The sequence below is a fragment of the Streptomyces sp. NPDC019937 genome (genome assembly GCF_040631655.1).
Classification (GTDB): Bacteria; Actinomycetota; Actinomycetes; order Streptomycetales; family Streptomycetaceae; genus Streptomyces.
In genome coordinates this window covers 116,057-135,277 of record NZ_JBEYAL010000009.1, presented here as the reverse complement: position 1 = coordinate 135,277, position 19,221 = coordinate 116,057, and the positions used below count along the sequence as shown (strand labels likewise).

The following is a 19,221-nucleotide window of genomic DNA, read 5'->3' as shown; positions in this document are numbered from 1 at the left end:
CCGTCCCGGTCAACGGCCGTTGTCGTCGTGCGTCACGTGGTGATGACGCTCAGTAGTCCCGCGTCCGGCGGCAGCCGCAGCTCCCCGGCGGCGAGCGCCGCCGCGAGGTACAGGGCGCCGTCCAGCGGGTCCCCGGCCGCCTCGGTGACCGGTACCCCCGGCAGCCGTGCGGCCAACTCGGCGCGCAGGGGCGTCAGCAGGGGCGCGCCCATGCGGAAGAGCCCGCCGGTCAGCGCGATGTCACCGGTCGTGATGTCACCGGTGGCGATGTCACCGGCCTCCGGCCGGGGACAGACCGCCGCGGCGGCCTCGGCGATGTGGCGGGCGGCGTCCCGCAGGACCGCCTCCGCGACCGGATCGCCCCCGGCGGCGCACCGGCCGACCTCCGGCGCGAAGGAGGCCAGTACGGCGGGCCGGTCGGGACGCGGGTACAGCTTCCCCGGCAGCTCACCGGCCGGGCCGAAGACCGCTTCCAGCCGGGCCAGCAGCGGCTCCGAGCCGCCCTCGCGCCCGTCGTACGCGCGCATCGCGGCCTCCAGACCGGCCCGCCCGATCCACGCCCCGCCGCCGCAGTCGCCCAGCAGATGCCCCCACCCGTCGGCCCGCCGCCACCCGGGCACGCGGCCGCCGGCCGAGGGGCCCGCGGTCGTACGGTTATTCGCCGCGCACCCGGCCAAGGGGTCCGGCAGCGGCACCGCGCCCAGCGCGATCAGGCCCGTGCCCGCGGCGACCACCGCGCCGGGCCGCTGGCCGAGCGCCCCGGCATAGCCGGTCACCGCGTCCGCCGCGAGCGCGAGGCGGCGCACCCCGAACTCCTCCGCGAGCGCGCCCGGCAGCGTCGCCCGCAGATCGTCGCCGAGCGAGGCCATCCCCGCGGCGCCCACGCAGACGGCGGCCGGTCGCCGCGCCCCGGCCCGGCGCAGCAGCTCCTGGGCGGCGGGCAGCACCCGCCCCAGCAGCCCGGCCGCGTCGATGCCCCGGTCGCCGACGTCGGCGGGGGTGGCTGAGGCCCAGGTCAGCGGCGTCTCCGCGGAGCCGCTGAGCAGGGCCTCGGCGTGCGCCACGGCCACCCGTACGCCCGATCCGCCCGAGTCGATCCCGAGCACATGCGTCGCGTCGCCCACCGGCTCAGCCGAACCCGCGCGCGTCCTGCTTGAGCGCGGTGTCCACGGTCAGCGCGGTGGCCACCACGAGGCTCAGCAGGGGATCGGGAAGCTGGCGGTGGATCTGCAGGACATAGTTGTCCGCGGTGGTGAACATGGTCTTCGCCAGACCTTCCCAGGTCTTGGTGATCCGGGCGATCTCGGTGTCGGTGTGGTCGACGATGGCGAAGTTCCAGGCGCGCCAGTTCTCCGCCTTGATGGCGCCGATCTGCTGGCCGTTGACCTGTATCCCGAAGTTGATCTTGCCGATGGCGTTCTGCTGGACGATCTCGCCGACCGGCTGCCCGTCCGGGCGCTCCACCAGCACCTTGGACTTGATGAACTTGGCGGGGCGGGTGAGCACCAGATGCGGCTGCCCGGATGCGTCCCGGATCTCCAGCTTGTGCGTCATGAACTGGTCGAGGCTCGACACGAACCGCGCGACCTTCTTCAGCGTGCTCTGACCGACCTGGACCACCGACCCGATGGTGCGGCCGTGCTGGTCGAAGACGCTGTACTCGTTGGTCAGCTCGATCAGCTTGGCCTTCTGGTTCACCACCAGCACCGGCTCGGTGAACAGCGTGCCGCCGCCACCCGCGGCCGGGGCGACGTGCGCCTGCTGCTGCACCTGGTGCTGGACCTTGGCCGGATTGGGGTGCGGCTGGGCGGCCTGCCCCGCGTACCCCGGCTGCCCGGCCTGCTGCGGCGCGAACTGGCCCGGCTGCTGAACCGGCTGCTGGCCGGGGTGGGTGTGCTCGGTCCACTGGGCGCCGTCCCACCAGCGCAGCTGGTTGGGGGTGCCCTGCGGGTCGGCGTACCAGCCCGCAGGGGTGTTCGGAGGTGTCGTCATGGCGGGCAGACTACCCCTCGCCCACCTGGAAAGAAGCGCTCAGGGAAGGCGCCAGTCGACGGGTTGCGCCCCCTGCCGCACCAGCAGCTCATTGGCCCGGCTGAACGGGCGCGAACCGAAGAAGCCCCGGTCGGCCGACATGGGGGAGGGGTGCGCGGACTCCACCGAGGGAAGCTGCCCCAGCAGCGGCCGTACGTTGCGCGCGTCGCGGCCCCAGAGGATGGACACCATCGGACGGCCGCGCGCGGCGAGCGCGCGGATGGCCTGCTCGGTGACCTCCTCCCAGCCCTTGCCCCGGTGCGCCGCGGGGCGGCGCGGCGCCGTGGTGAGCGCCTTGTTGAGCAGCAGCACGCCCTGCCGGGTCCAGGGCGTCAGATCGCCGTTGGACGGGCGCGGCAGACCGAGGTCGGTGTGCAGCTCGCGGTAGATGTTCTCCAGGCTGCCGGGCAGCGGCCGCACCTCGGGCGCCACCGAGAAGCTCAGCCCCACCGCGTGACCGGGCGTCGGATACGGGTCCTGGCCCACGATGAGGACCTTCACCTCGTCGAAGGGCTGCTGGAAGGCGCGCAGCACGTTCGCTCCGGCGGGCAGATAGGTGCGGCCCGCCGCGATCTCGGCCCGCAGGAAGTCACCCATCGCCGCGATGCGCTCTTCCACGGGCTCAAGTGCCTTGGCCCAGCCCGGTTCCACAATGTCTTTCAACGGTCGTGCAGCCACACCGCGTCACTCTAGTGGCTCAGCCCGTGGCCGCGTGCCGTCCCACCCGGTCACGGCTTCATCGGTCTCATCCGGTCACCGCCGCTCGCACACAGAGCACATCGGGAAGATACCGGGCGATCTGCCGCCAGCTCTCGCCCTCGTCCGCGCTCGCGTACACCTCGCCGTTGCGATTGCCGAAGTACACCCCGACCGGGTCCGCGTCGTCCGTGCGGAGCGCGTCGCGCAGCACCACCCCGTAGTGCGGCTCGCCCGGCAGCCCGGCGGACCGCTCCTCCCAGGACGCGCCCGCGTCCTGGGTGCGGAAGACCCGGCAGCGGTAGTCCGGCGGATAGCGGTCCGAGCCGTCGGACACCGGGAAGAGATAGGCGACTCCGCCGCGCCGCGGATGGGCGGCGATCGCGAACCCGAAATCGGCGGGCAGCCCCTTGCCGATCTCCGACCAGTGCGCCCCGCGGTCGTCACTGCGGTACACCCCGCCGTGGTTCTGCAGATACAGCCGGTCCGGATCGACGGCGTCCGGCGCGATCTTGTGCACGCACTGCCCGAACTCGGGATACGGATCGGGCATGAACTCCGCCTTGAGCCCGCTGTTCGACGGCGCCCAGCTCGCCCCGCCGTCCGCCGACCGGTACACCCCGCCCGACGAGACGGCCACCGTGACCGCGTCGGCGTCCCGCGGATCGGTGACCACCGTGTGCACCGCCTGGCCGCCGAACCCCGCGCCCCACTCGGGCCGCTGCGGGTGGTCCCACAGGCTCCGCACGAAGGTGAACGTCTCCCCGCCGTCCTCGGAGCGGAACAGCGCGCCCGGCTGGGTGCCCGCGTAGACCACCCCGGGCGCGGCGGGCCCGGCCGGGTGCAGCTGCCACACCCGCTCCAGCGAGGTGTCGGTCCCCTCCGGGAACCGCACCGCGGGCCGGGCGGGCTCGTGCCAGCTCTTCCCCAGGTCGTCGGAGCGGAAGACCGACGGGCCCCAGTGGGAGCTGTCCGCACCGGCCAGCAGCCGCGGCGCGCCGGAGCGGCGGGTGTCGATGCCGACGGAGTACACCGCCTGCATGGGGAAGTGCGGACCGGTGAAGTTCCAGTCCGGGCCGGTGCGGCGGCGGCCGAGGAAGAGACCCTTGCGGGTGCCGACGGCGAGCAGAACATCGTCCATGACGGACTCACTCCTAGGGACGTAGCGGGAGGGGGAGGGTGAAGAGGGCGATGAAGGATGTGTCCGACATCACCAGAGTCTGCACCCTGCCGCCGACAACGGCCCGGGGGAGCGTCTTCCCGCGGCTCGGCGCGGGTGTCTCAGGCCCGGGAGTACGGGGGCGGGACCGGCGCGTCCGAGCCCAGCTCGCGCGCCGCGCGCCGCGCCCAGTACGGGTCGCGCAGCAGCTCGCGGCCGAGCAGCACCGCGTCCGCCTCATCGTTCGCCACGATCTTCTCGGCCTGCTCCGGCTCGGTGATCAGCCCGACCGCGGCGACCGGCAGCCCGGTCTCGGCCCGGACGCGCGCCGCGAACGGCACCTGGTAGCCCGGGCCCGACGGGATCGGGACCCGCGGCGCGTTGCCGCCGCTGGAGACGTCCAGCAGGTCCACGCCCCGGGCCCGCAGCTCCGCGGCGAGCCGTACGGTCTCGTCGACCGTCCAGCCGTCCCGCTCGTCGGCGTCCGCGTTCCGGTCCCGGCGGGTCTCGGTGAGCCAGTCGGTGGCGGAGACGCGGAAGAACAGCGGCAGCTCGTCCGGCCACACCGCGCGCACCGCTTCCACGACCTGTAGCGCGAAGCGGGTCCGGTTCTCGAAGGATCCGCCGTACTCGTCGGTGCGGTGGTTGCTGTACGGAGAGAGGAACTCGCCGATCAGATAGCCGTGGGCGCCGTGGATCTCCGCGACCTCGAAGCCCGCCGCCAGCGCGCGCCGCGCCGCGTCGGCGAACTGTCCGACGATCTCCTCGATCTGCGCGGTGGTCAGCTCCTCCGGCACCGGGTGCCCGGCGTCGAACGGCACCGGGCTGGGCCCGAGCACCGGTCGCCAGCCCTGCTCGCCGACCCCGAGCGGCGCGCCGCCCCGCCACGGCCGGTCGGTCGAGGCCTTCCGGCCGGCATGGGCGAGCTGGATGCCGGGCGTCGTGCCGTGCTCCTTGAGGAACGCGGTGATCCGGCGGAACGCCCCGGCCTGGGTGTCGTTCCAGAGCCCCAGGTCGGCCGGGCTGATCCGGCCCTCCGGGCTCACCGCGGTGGCCTCGACGAGGATCAGCCCGGTGCCGCCGGCGGCGCGCGAGGTGTAGTGCGAGAAGTGCCAGTCGCCGGGCACGCCGGCGGCCGGTCCGGAGACCTCGGCGGAGTACTGGCACATCGGTGCCATCCAGATCCGGTTCGGGACGGTCAGCGACCGCAGGGAAAGGGGCGTGAAAAGGGCGCTCACGGCAGGCTCCGTCTCGTGTCTCCACCAGGAACGCTTAATACGATATGCATCGTAGTACGGTGGGTGTCAAACTACGAGAAGCTTCGTACAATGGGGGTTCCGGAACGACGCGACGAGGAGCGGAGGAGCGGCAGTCGTGCAGACGCGCAGCGCACCTGAGACGCAGCCGACGGGCCGTTCGCTGGAGCATCCGCGGCGCGCGGACATCCGCCTGGAGGACGTGCTGCACGCGCTGTCCGACCCCATGCGGCTGCGGGTGGTGCGGACCCTGGCCGAGGAGGACTGCGACCTGTCCTGTTCGGTGTTCGACCTGCCCGTCAGCAAGTCGACCACCACCCACCACTTCCGGGTGCTGCGCGAATGCGGCGTGATCCACCAGATCTACCGGGGCACCGCCAAGATGAACGCCCTGCGCCGCGCGGACCTGGACGCGCTGTTCCCCGGGCTGCTCGACAGCGTCCTGACCGCCATCACCCTCCAGGACGACCGGGCGGGCGACCACGGCTGAGGAGCGTCAGTCCTCCGCGCGGGCCGCGCCCATCAGCTCCGCCCAGTCCGGGATCTTCACTTTCGTACGCCCCAGCGCCTCCCCGAGCGTCGCCTCCGCCGCCTCGATCCGCAGCCAGCCGGTCCACTCCACCGGCTCCACGCCCGCCGCGCGCAGCGCGGCGAGGGGGTCCTCCGCCACCGGCCGCGCCGCCAGGACGTCCGCGTCGGCGAGCAGCGAGGCGACCGTCTCCTTGGCGCACGGACGGTTGGTGCCGATCACCCCGGTCGGCCCGCGCTTGATCCACCCCGCCACGTACTCGCCGGGCGCGGGCACACCGCCGCGCAGCACCCGCCCCGCCGCGTTCGGCACGGTGCCCCGCCCCTCGTCGAACGGCAGCCCCGGCAGCGGAACGCCCCGGTAGCCCACCGACCGCAGCACCAGCTGCGCGTCGATGTCCTCGAAGACGCCCGTGCCCGCCACCCCGCCCCGCCCGTCCGGCGCGGTCCGCTCGAACCGTACGGCGCGCACCGCGCGCTCGCCGAGCAGCGCCGCGGGCCGCAGGAAGAAGCGCAGCTGGATGCGGCGCGGACGGCCCATGGGCTCGCGCCGCGCCCAGTCGCGCAACACCTCGACGTTGCGCCGGCCGGCCGCGGGCAGCCCCGAGGGGTCGCGGTACGCCGGGTCCAGCGCCAGCTCATCGGCGCGCACCAGCACATCGGCACCGGTCAGCGAGCCCAGCTCGCGCAGCTCCTTGGTGGTGAACTTCGCCTGGGACGGGCCGCGACGGCCGACCATGTGCACATCGGTGACCCGGCTGTCGGCGAGCGCGCCGAGGGCGAGATGGGGGACGTCGGTGGGCCGCAGCTCCTCCGCCCCGCGCGCCAGGATGCGGGCCACGTCCACCGCGACATTGCCGACCCCGATGACGACGGCGGAGTGCGCGCCGAGCGCGAAGGCGTCGCCGGGGGCGTCCGGATGGGCGCTGTACCAGGAGACGAACTCGGTGGCGGAGTAGCTGCCCGGCAGCTCCTCGCCGGGCACGCCGAGCCGCCGGTCGGTCGCCGCGCCCACGCAGTAGACCACCGCGTGGTAGAGCCCGAGCAGCCGCTGCGGCACCAGCGGCGGTGGACCCACGTGCACGTTGCCGAGGAAGCTGACCCGGGGGTGCTCCAGGACCGCGCGCAGGGTGTTCTGCAGCGACTTGATCTTCTCGTGGTCGGGCGCGACGCCGTAGCGCACCAGCCCGTACGGGCAGGGCAGCCGGTCCAGCACATGCACCGACACCTCGGGTACGGCCTGCTGCTGGACGAGCGCCTGGGCGGCGTAGACGCCGCTCGGCCCGGATCCCACGACGGCGACGCGAAGCACGGAGGAGCTCCTTCCGCAGGCTGTCTCCAGCATCGCACCCGGCGGGCGACGGCGTCCGGCACCACGCGCCGCGCGACGGGGGCAAGTGGGGGAAGGGGCTCCCGGGGCACCTGAGCCGCCCGCGCGAGCCGCTTACGAGGCCCGCTCAGGCGCGCCCTCGCCTCAGGCCCTGTCCGGCGGACCTTCGCGGGCCCGCGACGCCTGGCGCGGCACCTCGCCGCGTTGCCGGGATCGCCCGAGTGCGACCCGGTACGAGGGTGATCCTCCGCCTTGCGATGCTCCCCCAGCTACCGCTGGGAGGTGCCCCCTGCACCAGACGCCGCGGGCTGACCCACGAAGATCCGCCGGACAGGACCTTGAGCCGCTCACCCCGGCCGCGTCACTCCAGCTTCCGCATCCGGTGGATCTCGCTGCTCTGCTGTGCGATCACATCGGTGGCCATCTCCTCCACCCGCACGTTGTTGCCGTGGCTGAGGACGTCCGTGGCCATGGAGACCGCGCCCCGGTGGTGGGCGATCATCAGCTTGAGGAAGAGCGCGTCGAAGTCGGCGCCCTTCGCGGCGCGCAGCGCGTCCAGCTGCTTCGGCGTGGCCATGCCGGGCATGGCGTCCGACCCGCCGTGGTGGTGCTCTACGTCCGCCGGGCCGCCGCTGGTCCGCTGCCACCCCCGCATCGCGTCGATCTCCGGCCCCTGCGCCGCCGCGATGCGCTCGGCGATCCGTCTGACCTTGGCCGATCTCGCGCGCTCGGGGGCGAGGCCGGTCATGACCAGGGCCTGCCGGTGGTGCTCGATCATCATGGTGACGTAACCGCGGTCGGCGGCGTTGGGGGAGTCGTCGTCGCCCGCCTTCGCCGCCTCATCGGCCGACAGGGTCTTCGCCGCCTCGCCCGGCCGCCCCGGGGCGATCACCGAGGGCTTCCCGCCCTGCGGACCCTTCCCGGTGTCCTGCCGGCCGCCCTCCGCCTCACATCCGGTGAGGGCGAGCGCCGCGGCGACGGCCGTCGCCGCGAACGCGAGGGATGCGGCGTGAAGCCTCGTACGCCGGTGCAACACCGTTTCCTCCAAGGAGAGTCGGTAATTTCCGCCATGACCATGATGCCGTCTGTTGTGGTGTACATGAGAGGCGCGATACTGCCCGAGTCCGTGCGCCGTTCAACTCCGAGCGGGCACAAGGGACGTAAGGGAGGACACAGTGAAGCCGTGGGAAAGATCCTCGCAGCGGCGCGGATACCTCGGTGCGGCCGTCGCAGCCTTCGGCCTGGTGGCCTCGTTGCTGGCGGCGGGCCCCGCGGCCGCGACACCGGACCCCGGTGACGCGCCGCACAGCAAGCGGGTGACGAAGGATCAGGCATCCGGCACCAGGGCCGCCATCGAGAACGGCGAGATACCCGGGGTGGACGAGATCGTTCACAGCGACAACGTCAGTCACCTCACCAACATCCCCAAGCAGGACCTCAAGGGAACCAATTCGGACCTCGCGTTCCAGGGCAGGTACGCCTTCGCGGGCAACTACGACGGCTTCGTCATCTACGACATCAGCCGGCCGGAACGCCCGAAGATCGTCAGTCAGGTGCTCTGCCCCGGTTCGCAGAACGACGTCTCGGTCTCGGGGAATCTGCTCTTCCTCTCCACCGACTCCTCGCGCAGCGACAACTCCTGCAACAGCACCACGCAGCCCGCGACCGAGAAGTCCTCCTGGGAGGGCATGAAGGTCTTCGACATCAGCGACAAGGCAAACCCGCGGTACGTCGCCGCCGTCGAGACCTCGTGCGGTTCGCACACCCACACCCTGGTGCCCGAGCGCCGGAACGTCTACATCTACGTGTCCTCGTACGCGCCCAGCGAGACCTTCCCGGACTGCCAGCCCCCGCACGACGGCATCTCCGTCATCAAGGTGCCCCGCCAGGCGCCCGAGAAGGCCGCGGTCATCGACTTCCCCGTCCTCTTCCCGGACGGCGGCAACCCCGGCGCCCCGGCCAACCCGGGCGTCAGCAAGACCACCGGCTGCCATGACCTCACCACGTTCCCCAAGCTGAAGCTGGCGGCGGGCGCGTGCATGGGCGACGGCATCCTCCTCGACATCGCCGACCCCGCGAAGCCACGGGTCATCGACCGGGTCGAGGACAACGTCAACTTCGCCTTCTGGCACTCGGCGACCTTCAACGAGCGCGGGAACAAGGTCGTGTTCACCGATGAGCTGGGCGGCGGTGGCGCCGCGACCTGCAACGACGCGACCGGCCCGAACCGTGGCGCCGACGGTATCTACGACATCGTCGGCAAGGGCAACAAGCGGAAGCTGGTGTTCCGCAGCTACTACAAGATCCCGCGCCAGCAGGCCGCCACCGAGAACTGCGTCGCCCACAACGCCTCGCTGATCCCCGCCAAGGGCCGCGACATCGCGGTCCAGGCGTGGTACCAGGGCGGCGTGTCCGTCTGGGACTTCACCGACTCCGACCACCCCGAGGAGATCGGCTACTTCGAGCGCGGCCCGATCTCGGCCGACACGCTGATCACCGGCGGCTCCTGGTCCGCGTACTACTACAACGGCTACATCTACTCGAACGACATCACCAAGGGCCTCGACGTCCTGAAGATCGACGACCGGCGCACGGACAGCGCCCGGTCGGTGCGTCTGCACGAGCTGAACGTGCAGACGCAGCCGGACTACCGCTGATCCGGGACCCCGCCGGGCGGCTCCCCGCCCGGCGGGACCCCCAGCTCCCAGGCCAGCCCGTAGCGCTGGAACAGCTCCGTCCGCAGCCGCTCCGGCTCCATCGGCGCCCCCGGCAGCAGCATCGCGACCACCGTGCCCATCAGCAGCGCGCGCAGCAGCCGGTAGTCGGCCTCGGGGTCCTGTGAGCCGTAGCGGGTCACCGTGTCGCGCAGCAGGGCGGCCAGCCGCTGCTGCTCCGGGCACTGGATGAACCCCTCCGCCGCGAGGAGCCCGGCCATGTGCGTGCGCATCAGCCGCGGTTGGTCCCGGGCGAGCCCCAGGATCGCGTCGATCGCGCGCGCCAGCAGCTCCCGACCGGCGTCCGGGCCCTCCGGGCGCGGCTCGCGCTCCAGCCCCCTGGCCAGTTCCCTGTGCATCAGCCGGTGCACGGCGGTCTGCAGCAGCTGGCGCTTGCCCGGGAAGTAGTACGAGACCAGACCGCGGGCGGCCCCCGCCCGGTCGGCGATATCGGCGAGCGTCGTCGCCTCGTAGCCGCGCTCACCGACCAGTTCGACCGTCGCCTGCAGCAGGCGGTCCTGGGATCGGCGGCGCAACTCCTCATTGACCGATGGGCTGCGGGGGGACATGCTGTAACTCCTGCGTTGGCTGGCTGCGAGCCAATATACTCAGCCGGCAGGCGGCTGTCCGGCGATCTTCGAGGATGGCTCGTTGTCTCCGCCGGTTCGGGCGACGCGGGGGATCGTCCGAACCGGCGGCTTCAGCCCCGTACGACCTGGTGGGCGAGGGCCACCAGGTCCGGGATGGCCGGATGCCCCACCCCCTCGCGCCACGCGAGGACGACGGGAACGGCCGGGGCGTCCGCGAGCGGCCGGAAGACCAGTGAGGGAAGCGCGTGGTGGCTCGGGGTCGCCGAGGTGGAGATCCCCACGGCGCGGCCCGCCGCGATGGCGATGAGCCATTCGTCGGTGTTGGCCACCTCGATGGTCGCGGCGGGGCGCGCCGTCGGCGGCCACAGGTCCATCGTCGTGTTGCCGGAGACGGTGTTGACGGCGATCGGATGGGCGGCGAGGTCCGCCAGGGTGATCCGGGGGAGAGCCGCCAGCGGGCTGTCCACCGGCATGACCACCAACCGCTCCTCCGACATCAGCACCTCCGTGCGGATCCCGGCCGCGGTGACCTCGCCGCGCAGCAGGGCCGCGTCGACCTTCCCCTGGGTGAGGCCCGCCGTGCGGTCGTCGACGCGGAGCAGTTCCAGCGGAGTGCCGGGGTGGGTCTCGTCCCAGCGGCGCAGCAGCGGGACGGTGTGGTCGCCGAGCGCCGCCCACGGGTGGCCCAGCCGGAGCGGCCAGCTCCGCAGGCCACCGGGGTCCAGCGCGGTCTCGACGGCGGCCAGGGCGGCGAGGGCCTTGTCGCGGAACGTACGGCCCCCGGAGGTCAGCTCCAGGTGGTGGGTGGAGCGGTCGACGAGACGGGCGCCGAAGTGATCCTCCAGCTGGCGCAGCGTACGGGACAGTGCGGGCTGGCTCAGATGGAGGCGGGCGGCGGCACGGGTGATGGTGCCCTCCTCGGCGATGGCGAGGAAGGCCCGCAGATGCCGCAGCTCGATGGTCATGTCCGAGAAGCATAACCGCAGGGAAACGCGCATTTCACGCGGCCTGGTCCGGGTTCCTAACGTGAGGGCATGACCTCCCCGGTGCCCGGCTCCTCCGCGACGACCGCGACGACCCCTCCCGCTCTCCTTCGCCACCCTCCCGGCCGCGGCACGCTCGGCGGCGTCGGCCTGGTGCTGACCGGCACCCTGTCCGTGCAGTTCGGGTCGGCGGTCGCCGCGCTGCTGTTCCCCCGCGCCGGGGCGCTCGGCACGGTCGCGCTGCGGATCACGATCGCCGCGGTGCTGCTGCTGGTCATCACCCGGCCCCGCCCGCGCGGCTACACGCGCGCCGACGGGGCGGTGGTCTGCGGGTTCGGCCTGGCCCTCGGCGGCATGAACATCCTCTTCTACCAGGCGATCGACCGCATTCCCCTGGGCACGGCGGTCACCCTCGAAGTGCTCGGGCCGCTGCTGCTGTCGGTCGTCGCCTCGCGCCGCGCCGCCAGCCTGCTGTGGGCCGGTCTCGCCCTGGCCGGGGTGTATCTGCTGGGCCACGACGGCTTCGGCCGGCTCAACGCCCCGGGCGTGGCCTTCGCGCTCGGCGCCGGGGTGATGTGGGCGGCGTACATCGTCCTCAACGCCCGCGCGGGCGCCCGCTTCCCCCGGCTGGACGGTCTGACGATCGCGATGTCCGTCGCCGCGCTGGTCAGCCTGCCGCTGGGCATCGGGGCCTCGGGCGGGGCGCTGCTGGACCCGGTGGCGCTCGGTCTGGGCCTCGCGATCGCGGTGATGAGCTCGGGCGTGCCCTACGCCCTGGAACTGCTCGCCCTGCGCCGGCTGCCCGCGGCGACGTTCGCGGTGCTGACGAGCCTGGCCCCGGCCGTGGCCGCGGCGGCGGGCTATCTGGTGCTGGACCAGGGGCTGTCGCTGTCGCAGTGCGCCGCCATCGCGATGGTGGTCGCGGCGAGCGCGGGTGCGGTGCGTACGGGCGGCCGCTGACGTAGGCGGAGCGCGCGGACGACAAGCGGCGACAAGCGGCGGCGAGTCGGCGCCACAAGGAAAGGCAAGGAGGTTGCCCACTCCTTGCCACTCTCAACGTATAGCGCACCGGGGGCCTTGCGGCAAGGTCCCGTTCGTGCCGCAGAATGACCGGCCCGGCCCGGAACCCGGGCATATGAGAGATGCGCGAAACGCGTACGGGGGTGGGGCTTTCATGATTGACGTGATCGTGGTCGGCGGGGGACCGACCGGCTTGATGCTGGCCTGCGAACTGCGGCTGCACGGTGTGCACGTGGTCGTGCTGGAGAGGTTGACCGAGCCGAGCGGGCAGCCCCGCGGGCGCGGCCTGCACGTGCGCAGCGTCGAACTGATGGACCAGCGCGGCCTGCTGGAGCGGTTCCTCGCGGTCGGTGTGACGTTCCAGGCCGGCGGCTACTTCGGCGGCATCCGCAAGCCGTGGCCGGACCGCATGGACACGGCGCATCCGTACGGCCTCACCGTCCCGCAGCCGGTCACCGAGCGGCTGCTGACCGAGCGTGCCCTCGAACTCGGCGCCGAGATCCGGCGCGGCCGCGAAGTGGCCGGGCTGAGCCAGGACGAGGACGGGGTGAGGGTCGAGCTTGTGGACGGCACGCACCTGCGCTCGCGCTACCTCGTCGGGTGCGACGGCGGCGGCAGTGTGGTGCGCAAGCGGCTCGGCGTCGGCTTCCCCGGAGAGCCCGCCAAGGTCGAGACGCTGCTGGGGGACATGGAGGTGACCGAGGACCCGGCGGCGATCGCGGCCGTCGTCGAGGAGGTCCGCAGGACCGAGCTGCGGTTCGGCGCCCTTCCCGACGTCGAGGGGAACCGGGGCGTGTACCGCGTCGTCGTGCCCGCCGACGGCGTGGCGGAGGACCGTACGACCCCACCGACCCTGGAGGAGTTCCGGCGGCAGCTGCGGGCGGTCGCGGGCACCGACTTCGGCGCCCACTCGCCGCGCTGGCTGTCCCGGTTCGGCGACGCCACCCGGCAGGCCGAGCGCTACCGGGTCGGCCGGGCGCTGCTGGCGGGCGACGCGGCGCACGTCCACCCGCCGACCGGCGGGCAGGGGCTCAACCTCGGCATCCAGGACGCGTTCAACCTCGGCTGGAAGCTGGCCGCGGAGGTCCGCGGCTGGGCGCCGGAGGGGCTGCTGGACACCTACCACGCCGAACGCCACCCGGTGGGCGCCGGTGTGCTGGGCAACACCCGCGCGCAGATCACGCTGATGGGCACCGATCCGGGAGCGACCGCGCTGCGGGAGCTGTTGTCGACGCTGATGGACTTCGAGGAGGTCAACCGGTACGTGACCGGCATGATCACCGCGGTCGACGTCCGCTACGACCTCGGCGAGGGCCACGAACTGCTCGGCCGGCGGCTGCGCGACCTGCCGCTGCGGCAGGGCCGCCTCTACGAGCGGATGCACGGCGGCCGCGGACTGCTGCTCGACGGGACGGGCCGCCTGTCGGTGGCGGGCTGGGCGGACCGGGTCGACCACGTCGTCGACGTCGGCGGGGAACTGGACGCGCCCGCGGCGCTGCTGCGGCCGGACGGCCATGTGGTCTGGGCCGGCGACGGCCAGCAGGACCTCCTCGGCCACCTGCCCCCGTGGTTCGGCGCCGCCGCCTGACCCAGGCGCACGCGGTACGGTCGGCCGCCGCTGTGGTCGGACGTCGCGCCCATCATCGTGACGGTACTGAGCGCGCCCGGGTGTTCCCCGGCGTCCAGCGCGGCGCCGGGGGTCTCCTCGCCCGCTCGCCCGATCGCGCCGATCGAGTCGGCGAGGGTGAGCAGTTCCGACAGGGTGGTGAGGAACACCGTGAGCTGAGCCTGGTACATCATCTGCGCCAGCCCGGGTCTTCGCCCAGGTGGTTCGGTGTGCCGACCAGCGTCAGCGCCGCCCGGTGACGCTCCATCACCTCCCGGGGGTCGCTGTAGTAGACGTAGGCCGCATCGCGTACGCCGCTTCTCCGAGCTCCGCCGCGGTCTGCCGGGTGTCACCGAGAAGATGCTGACGCAGCACCTGCGCGAGATGGAGAAGGACGGCCTCGTGCACCGGGATGTCCACGCCGAGGTGCCGCCCGAGGTGGAGCACTCCCTGACCCAGCACGGGCACACCCTCATCGAAGCCCTCGGGCCGCTCGGCGCCTGGGGCGCCCAGCGGATCCGGCGCGAAGGGCACGAGATGGTCGACCTGGCCGAGTCCGCGCCCTGACCGGCGCCCGGCCGCGCCCGGTCGACCACCTCCCCGCCTCAGACGAGAACGGGGAGAGCCGTCAGGCCGCGAACCAGGCGCGTCGGACGCCAGACCAGTTGTTCCGGGGGCACCGCCGGCCGGAGGCCGGGAAAGCGGGTCAGGACCTTCCGGAGGGCGACTTCCGCCTCGGCTCTGGCCAGCGGAGCGCCGAGGCACCGGTGGATACCGTGGCCGAAGCCGAGGTGTCCGGTGGCGTCCCGTCCGAGGTCGAGCCGTTCGGGTTCGGCGAAGCGGGCGGGATCGCGGTTGGCGGCTCCGATGGCCACCTGCACCGGAGTGCCGGCGGGGATCTCGGTGCCCCCGAGGGGGACGGGCTCGGTGGTGTACCGGAACGTGGCCGTGCTGACGGGGGAGCTGTGGCGGAGCAACTCGTCCAGCGCGCCCGGTACGAGGTCCGGTGCGTGGCGCAACCGTTCCAGATCTGTGGGCCGTTGCAGGAGCGCGAGGAGTGCGCTGCCGATGAAGTGGGTGGTGGTCTCGTGCCCGGCGACGAGGAGGAGGACGGCGAGGGACACCAGTTCCTCCTCGCCGAGCCGGTCTCCGTCGTCGCGGACCCGGATGAGGCGGTCCAGAAGGGCGTCGCCGGGCCGGTCTCGTCTCTCGGCGATGAGGCCCGCCATGTACTCGGCCATCGCATGGGAAGCCGCGTCGATCCGTTGGGGCTGTCCCGCCGCGAACAGGTCGGCGGACCAGCGCCTGACGTCCGGCCGGTCGTCTTCGGGTACTCCGAGCAGTTCGCAGATCACGGTGACGGGAAGGGGCATGGCGAGGTCGGCGACGACGTCGACCTCGCCATGCCTGGGCCACTCGGCGAGGAGGGCGTCGGTCACCCGCTCGATGAACGGGCGCAGCGCGGCGACGGCTCCCGTGGTGAACGCCTTGGTCACCAGCTTGCGCAGCCGTGTGTGCCGCGGAGGGTCGCTGGCCAGCATGTTCCGCGTCACGGCGGGGTGCGGTCGGCGTGTGGAGCCCTTGCCGGCGAAGAAGGCGGAGGTGTTCTTCGACAGGCGCGGGTCGCCGAGTGCCTGCCTGGCTTCCGCGTATCCGGTCACGAGGTAACCGGTGTGCCCGGAGGAGCCGCTCTCCACGAGCCGGACGGGGCACGCGGGTCGCGGCTCCTGGTGATCCCGTGGGGATTGCTTCATGGTGTCGGGCTCCCATCCGTTCGGCCCTGGGACTCGGGGTGGATCCGCTCGACGCGGTCGCGCTCGGCGCGCAGGTCCCAGTAAAGGCCGGTGAGGTCGCCCGGGTCGACGCCTGATGCGATGTGCTTTCCGGCGTGCGCCCACGCCCTCGCCGGATGTCAGGGTTCGAGGACGACGACTTCCCGAACGTCGCCGCCCGGGGCATCCAGGCGTACGGCCCCGACGCCCCGCGGACCTTCACCCGGCCTCTGCTCGACTGGCTCGAGGCCACCGGCTGCTCACGCGTCGCCGTCCACGTCGACGTCGACACCGCCTACAGCGACGAGATCGGGCTCGGCCTCGGGTTCGTCCCCTGGGGACTCGCCAGGGGTGAGGTGCGGCGCGTCATGCGCCTTCGGCAGATCGTGAGCGGCTTCCCTCTGCTCCGGGGCGAGTGACCGGGGGTGCTCACGCGAGCAGGGTGGTTTCCCGCAGCTTCTCGACGGCCTGGACGAGGGGGGCGAGCTCCGCTTCGGTGGAGGCCTGGTCGAGGGCTTCGCGCAGCGCGGTGTTGTGGGTGGGGCGGGCCTCTTCCAGCAGGCGCGCCCCCTTGTCGGTGACGTCGACGTAGATGCCGCGGCGGTCGGTGGGGCACAGGTAGCGCGAGAGCAGGCCGCGGTCCTCCAGCCGGGTCACCAGCCGCGTGGTCGCGCTCTGGCTCAGCACGACGGAGTCGGCGACCTGGCGCATCTGCAGGTGCCCGCCCTCCCCGTCGTGCTGGCGGCTGAGGACGTCCAGCAGGGAGTACTCGCGTGCGCTGAGGTCGTGGGAGGCCTGCAGGGCACGCTCGACGCGCCCTTCGATGCGGCCGTGCAGCAGCGACAGGGCCGACCAGCTGTGCGCCAGGGCGGTCATCGCCGGATCGGTGGCAGTCATGATCAGCGCTCTCTTTCCGGTGTCGGCCGGGCTCACCGCTCTCGTCTCCGCACCCACTATACCCGCGCTTGCATTAGTAGGCGTGTGCAATTATTGTCCGAGCGTGTATTCGCCTTGCGCGTGACTTTCGCCGCGCACGCCCCTCCAGTACGTCAAAGGACCCCCTCATGCCGCTCGCACTGCTGGCCCTGGCCATCGGAGCCTTCGGAATCGGCACCACCGAGTTCGTGATCATGGGCCTGTTGCCCCAGGTCGGCGCGGACCTCGATGTGTCCGTGCCGACGGCCGGCTACCTGGTCACCGGATACGCCCTCGGTGTCATGGCCGGCGCCCCCGTCATGACCGCCCTCGGCACCAAGATCTCCCGTAAGAACATGCTCATGCTGCTCATGGGCCTGTTCATCCTCGGCAACCTCATCTCGGCCCTCGCGCCCGTCTTCGCCGTCATGCTGATCGGGCGGGTGGTGGCCTCGCTGGCCCACGGCGCGTTCTTCGGCATCGGCGCGGTCGTGGCCGCCGAACTGGTGGCCCCCGAGAAGAAGGCCGGCGCGATCTCGATGATGTTCACCGGCCTCACCGTGGCCAACGTCATCGGCGTTCCCCTGGGCACCTTCGTGGGCCAGAGCGCCGGCTGGCGCGTCACCTTCCTCATCGTCGCCGCCCTCGGGGTGCTCGGCCTGGCCGGCGTCGCCAAGCTGGTCCCCGACCTCCCCAAGCCGGAGGGCGTACGGCTGCGGCACGAGGTGGCCGCCTTCAAGGACGCTCAGGTCGTCCTGGCCATGGCCATGACCGTGCTCGGCTTCGGCGGCGTGTTCGCCGCGATCACCTACATCGCCCCGATGGCCACCGAGGTCGGCGGCTTCGCCGAGTCCTCCCTCACCTGGCTCATGGTCGTCTTCGGCGTCGGCATGGTGGGCGGCAACCTCATCGGCGGGCGGTTCGCGGACCGCAAGCTCATGCCGATGCTGCTCACCGCGCTCGGCGGGCTGTCGGTGGTCCTGTTCCTGTTCACCTTCCTCGCCTCGGGCAAGGCGACGACGGTCGCTGCGGTCTTCCTGATCGGCGCGCTCGGGTTCGCCACCGTCCCGCCGCTGCAGAAGCGGGTCCTGGACCACGCCCACGGCGCGCCGACGCTGGCCTCGGCCCTCAACATCGGCGCGTTCAACCTGGGCAACGCCCTGTCCGCCTGGCTCGGCGGCCTCGTGATCTCCGCCGGTCTCGGCTACACCGCGCCGAACGTCGTGGGCGCCGCCCTGGCCGCCGCCGCGCTGCTGCTGGCCCTCGTCTCCCGCCGCCTGGAACTGCGCCCCGCCGCCTCCCGCGTCGCCGCCTCCGGACACCCCGCGCAGGACCACGCCCCCGCCCCAACCGCCCTGCGGTGACCGTGCGGACGGCCACGCGCCGGGATCCCGGCAGGTGGTCGCCCGGCCGCCGAGCGAGCAGGTCGTCACCGAGTACGGGGCGTGTCGCCCGGGCCCCGAGCCTCGTTGAACACCCGGGCGGGGCCGGCGTCATGGCCCGGAGGGCGCGGCAGATGGCCTCCCGGTCACTCACCCTGTCCGCAGGGACGGGGATGAAGCCGGTGATCACCGGGCACCCGTCCGGGCCGAAGGACACACCGAGCGGATACGAGCGAGGAGAACATGAGCGAGCACACCATGCGGGCCGTGACGATCGGGGAGTTCGGCGGGCCGGAGGTGCTGACGGCCGGACAGGTGGCGCGTCCCGAGCCGCTGCCGACCGAGGTGCTGGTGCGCGTGCACGCCGCCGGGATCAACCCCGTGGACTGGAAGACCCGTTCGGGGCAGGGCATGGCCGGATTGCAGAGGCTGCCGCTGATCCTGGGCTGGGATGTCTCCGGTGTCGTCGAGGAGGTCGGCTTCGGGGTCACCACGCTCGCGCCCGGCGACGAGGTGTACGCGATGCCCTGGTTCCCGCGTCCGGCCGGTGGTTACGCCGAGTTCGTCACCGCGCCGTCCCGTCAGTTCGCGCGCAAGCCGTCCACCGTCGGGCACACCGAGGCCGCGGCCCTGCCGCTCGCGGCGCTCACCGCGTGGCAGGCCCTGGTGGACACGGCCCACGTCACCGCCGGGCAGCGGGTCCTGGTGCACGCCGCGGCCGGTGGGGTCGGGCATCTGGCGGTGCAGTTCGCCAAGCACCTCGGCGCCGAGGTGGTCGCGACCGCTCGTGAATCCCGGCACGCCTGGCTCAAGGAACTGGGCGCCGACGAAACGATCGACTACACGCGGCGGCGGTTCGAGGACGTGGCCGGCCCGGTCGATGTCGTGATCGACCTGATCGGCGCCGGGGACGCCACCGATGTGCGGTCGGTGGCGGTGACCCGGCGCGACGGCCTGATCATCTCCATTCCGGGCGGCGTCTCCGACGACCTGGCCACCGCTGCCGGGCAGGCCGGAGTGCGCACCAGCCCGCTCCTGGTCGAGCCGGACGCCGCCGCCCTGACGGCCATCGCCGGTCTGGTGGACTCCGGCGCGGTCCGGGTCGAGGTCGAGCGCGCCTTCGCCCTGGAGGAGGCCGCCGAGGCCCACCGCCTGGGCGGGACCAACCACACGCGCGGCAAGCTGGTGCTGGAGGTGGCGCGGTAGCGGAGACGCCCGGGCTTCCGTTCCGGCACCGCG

General features: G+C 72.7%; 18 protein-coding genes and 2 pseudogenes. 8 read left to right on the top strand and 12 right to left on the bottom strand.

Translation table 11 applies throughout. The features are described from left to right. Positions 1-32: 32 nt before the first annotated feature. The 5 genes from ABZ562_RS11520 to ABZ562_RS11500 form a co-directional block, all read right to left on the bottom strand. Positions 33-1,106 (bottom strand): BadF/BadG/BcrA/BcrD ATPase family protein, encoded by a 1,074-nt coding sequence (locus ABZ562_RS11520; protein ID WP_361476875.1) that lies wholly within the window; start codon positions 1,104-1,106, stop codon positions 33-35. A 22-nt stretch (positions 1,107-1,128) separates the two neighbouring features. Further along, a complete protein-coding gene (locus ABZ562_RS11515) occupies positions 1,129-1,992 on the bottom strand; it encodes a phospholipid scramblase-related protein (RefSeq protein WP_361476694.1) in 864 nt (287 codons plus the stop codon). Between the two features lie 39 nt (positions 1,993-2,031). After that, on the bottom strand, positions 2,032-2,709 hold the full coding sequence (locus ABZ562_RS11510; RefSeq protein ID WP_361476692.1) for a uracil-DNA glycosylase: 678 nt from the start codon (positions 2,707-2,709) through the stop codon (positions 2,032-2,034). A 67-nt stretch (positions 2,710-2,776) separates the two neighbouring features. Next, positions 2,777-3,868: a sialidase family protein gene (locus tag ABZ562_RS11505; RefSeq protein ID WP_361476690.1), complete on the bottom strand. Its 1,092-nt coding sequence runs from the start codon at positions 3,866-3,868 to the stop codon at positions 2,777-2,779. A 140-nt stretch (positions 3,869-4,008) separates the two neighbouring features. Further along, positions 4,009-5,124: an NADH:flavin oxidoreductase/NADH oxidase gene (locus tag ABZ562_RS11500; protein WP_361476688.1), complete on the bottom strand. Its 1,116-nt coding sequence runs from the start codon at positions 5,122-5,124 to the stop codon at positions 4,009-4,011. A gap of 136 nt (positions 5,125-5,260) precedes the next feature. Here ABZ562_RS11500 and ABZ562_RS11495 point away from each other — a divergent pair, with 136 nt between their 5' ends. Beyond that, a complete protein-coding gene (locus ABZ562_RS11495; protein ID WP_361476686.1) occupies positions 5,261-5,632 on the top strand; it encodes an ArsR family transcriptional regulator in 372 nt (123 codons plus the stop codon). Positions 5,633-5,638: 6 nt separating this feature from the next. On the opposite strand, the gene ABZ562_RS11490 is transcribed toward ABZ562_RS11495, so the two are convergent. Beyond that, on the bottom strand, positions 5,639-6,982 hold the full coding sequence (locus ABZ562_RS11490; protein ID WP_361476684.1) for an FAD-dependent oxidoreductase: 1,344 nt from the start codon (positions 6,980-6,982) through the stop codon (positions 5,639-5,641). 379 nt (positions 6,983-7,361) lie between these two features. After that, complete coding sequence (locus tag ABZ562_RS11485) at positions 7,362-8,036, bottom strand: DUF305 domain-containing protein (protein ID WP_361476873.1); 675 nt, start codon at positions 8,034-8,036, stop codon at positions 7,362-7,364. Between the two features lie 139 nt (positions 8,037-8,175). Between ABZ562_RS11485 and ABZ562_RS11480 the strand changes: the two genes are divergently transcribed. Then, the gene (locus tag ABZ562_RS11480) at positions 8,176-9,657 is read left to right on the top strand and encodes a hypothetical protein (protein WP_361476682.1); all 1,482 of its coding nucleotides are present in this window, start codon (positions 8,176-8,178) and stop codon (positions 9,655-9,657) included. On the opposite strand, the gene ABZ562_RS11475 is transcribed toward ABZ562_RS11480, so the two are convergent. Continuing rightward, positions 9,648-10,283, bottom strand: coding sequence for a helix-turn-helix domain-containing protein (locus ABZ562_RS11475; RefSeq protein ID WP_361476680.1), 636 nt, complete (start codon positions 10,281-10,283; stop codon positions 9,648-9,650). The genes ABZ562_RS11480 and ABZ562_RS11475 overlap by 10 nt on opposite strands. Before the next feature lie 131 nt (positions 10,284-10,414). Beyond that, positions 10,415-11,269 (bottom strand): LysR substrate-binding domain-containing protein, encoded by an 855-nt coding sequence (locus ABZ562_RS11470; RefSeq protein ID WP_361476678.1) that lies wholly within the window; start codon positions 11,267-11,269, stop codon positions 10,415-10,417. A gap of 69 nt (positions 11,270-11,338) precedes the next feature. Between ABZ562_RS11470 and ABZ562_RS11465 the strand changes: the two genes are divergently transcribed. After that, positions 11,339-12,247: an EamA family transporter gene (locus ABZ562_RS11465; protein ID WP_361476676.1), complete on the top strand. Its 909-nt coding sequence runs from the start codon at positions 11,339-11,341 to the stop codon at positions 12,245-12,247. A 214-nt stretch (positions 12,248-12,461) separates the two neighbouring features. Continuing rightward, positions 12,462-13,895 (top strand): rifampin monooxygenase, encoded by a 1,434-nt coding sequence (gene rox, locus ABZ562_RS11460; RefSeq protein WP_361476674.1) that lies wholly within the window; start codon positions 12,462-12,464, stop codon positions 13,893-13,895. Between the two features lie 32 nt (positions 13,896-13,927). Here rox and ABZ562_RS11455 read toward each other — a convergent pair. Continuing rightward, a pseudogene (locus tag ABZ562_RS11455) lies at positions 13,928-14,220 on the bottom strand (NAD(P)-dependent oxidoreductase); the annotation flags it as partial. A gap of 2 nt (positions 14,221-14,222) precedes the next feature. On the opposite strand from ABZ562_RS11455, the pseudogene ABZ562_RS11450 reads away from it, so the two are divergent. Continuing rightward, a pseudogene (locus tag ABZ562_RS11450) lies at positions 14,223-14,480 on the top strand (winged helix-turn-helix transcriptional regulator); the annotation flags it as partial. Between the two features lie 38 nt (positions 14,481-14,518). Here the strand turns inward: ABZ562_RS11450 and ABZ562_RS11445 are convergent. Then, positions 14,519-15,667: a cytochrome P450 gene (locus tag ABZ562_RS11445; RefSeq protein ID WP_361476672.1), complete on the bottom strand. Its 1,149-nt coding sequence runs from the start codon at positions 15,665-15,667 to the stop codon at positions 14,519-14,521. Between the two features lie 155 nt (positions 15,668-15,822). Between ABZ562_RS11445 and ABZ562_RS11440 the strand changes: the two genes are divergently transcribed. After that, complete coding sequence (locus ABZ562_RS11440) at positions 15,823-16,104, top strand: hypothetical protein (RefSeq protein WP_361476670.1); 282 nt, start codon at positions 15,823-15,825, stop codon at positions 16,102-16,104. 10 nt (positions 16,105-16,114) lie between these two features. On the opposite strand, the gene ABZ562_RS11435 is transcribed toward ABZ562_RS11440, so the two are convergent. Beyond that, positions 16,115-16,582: a MarR family transcriptional regulator gene (locus ABZ562_RS11435; protein ID WP_361476668.1), complete on the bottom strand. Its 468-nt coding sequence runs from the start codon at positions 16,580-16,582 to the stop codon at positions 16,115-16,117. Positions 16,583-16,749: 167 nt separating this feature from the next. Here ABZ562_RS11435 and ABZ562_RS11430 point away from each other — a divergent pair, with 167 nt between their 5' ends. Both ABZ562_RS11430 and ABZ562_RS11425 read left to right on the top strand, forming a co-directional pair. Beyond that, a complete protein-coding gene (locus ABZ562_RS11430; protein WP_361476666.1) occupies positions 16,750-17,964 on the top strand; it encodes an MFS transporter in 1,215 nt (404 codons plus the stop codon). A gap of 261 nt (positions 17,965-18,225) precedes the next feature. Then, entirely contained in the window at positions 18,226-19,188 is a 963-nt protein-coding gene (locus tag ABZ562_RS11425; RefSeq protein WP_361476664.1) for an NADP-dependent oxidoreductase, read from the top strand. Positions 19,189-19,221: the final 33 nt, after the last annotated feature.

Coding starts and splice junctions, on each gene's coding strand:
- ABZ562_RS11515 (WP_361476694.1), bottom strand. CDS start 1,992: ATGACGACACCTCCGAACACCCCTGCGGGCTGGTACGCCGACCCGCAG.
- ABZ562_RS11505 (WP_361476690.1), bottom strand. CDS start 3,868: ATGGACGATGTTCTGCTCGCCGTCGGCACCCGCAAGGGTCTCTTCCTC.
- ABZ562_RS11475 (WP_361476680.1), bottom strand. CDS start 10,283: ATGTCCCCCCGCAGCCCATCGGTCAATGAGGAGTTGCGCCGCCGATCC.
- ABZ562_RS11470 (WP_361476678.1), bottom strand. CDS start 11,269: ATGACCATCGAGCTGCGGCATCTGCGGGCCTTCCTCGCCATCGCCGAG.
- ABZ562_RS11465 (WP_361476676.1), top strand. CDS start 11,339: ATGACCTCCCCGGTGCCCGGCTCCTCCGCGACGACCGCGACGACCCCT.
- rox (WP_361476674.1), top strand. CDS start 12,462: ATGATTGACGTGATCGTGGTCGGCGGGGGACCGACCGGCTTGATGCTG.
- ABZ562_RS11445 (WP_361476672.1), bottom strand. CDS start 15,667: ATGAAGCAATCCCCACGGGATCACCAGGAGCCGCGACCCGCGTGCCCC.
- ABZ562_RS11440 (WP_361476670.1), top strand. CDS start 15,823: ATGTCAGGGTTCGAGGACGACGACTTCCCGAACGTCGCCGCCCGGGGC.
- ABZ562_RS11435 (WP_361476668.1), bottom strand. CDS start 16,582: ATGACTGCCACCGATCCGGCGATGACCGCCCTGGCGCACAGCTGGTCG.
- ABZ562_RS11430 (WP_361476666.1), top strand. CDS start 16,750: ATGCCGCTCGCACTGCTGGCCCTGGCCATCGGAGCCTTCGGAATCGGC.
- ABZ562_RS11425 (WP_361476664.1), top strand. CDS start 18,226: ATGAGCGAGCACACCATGCGGGCCGTGACGATCGGGGAGTTCGGCGGG.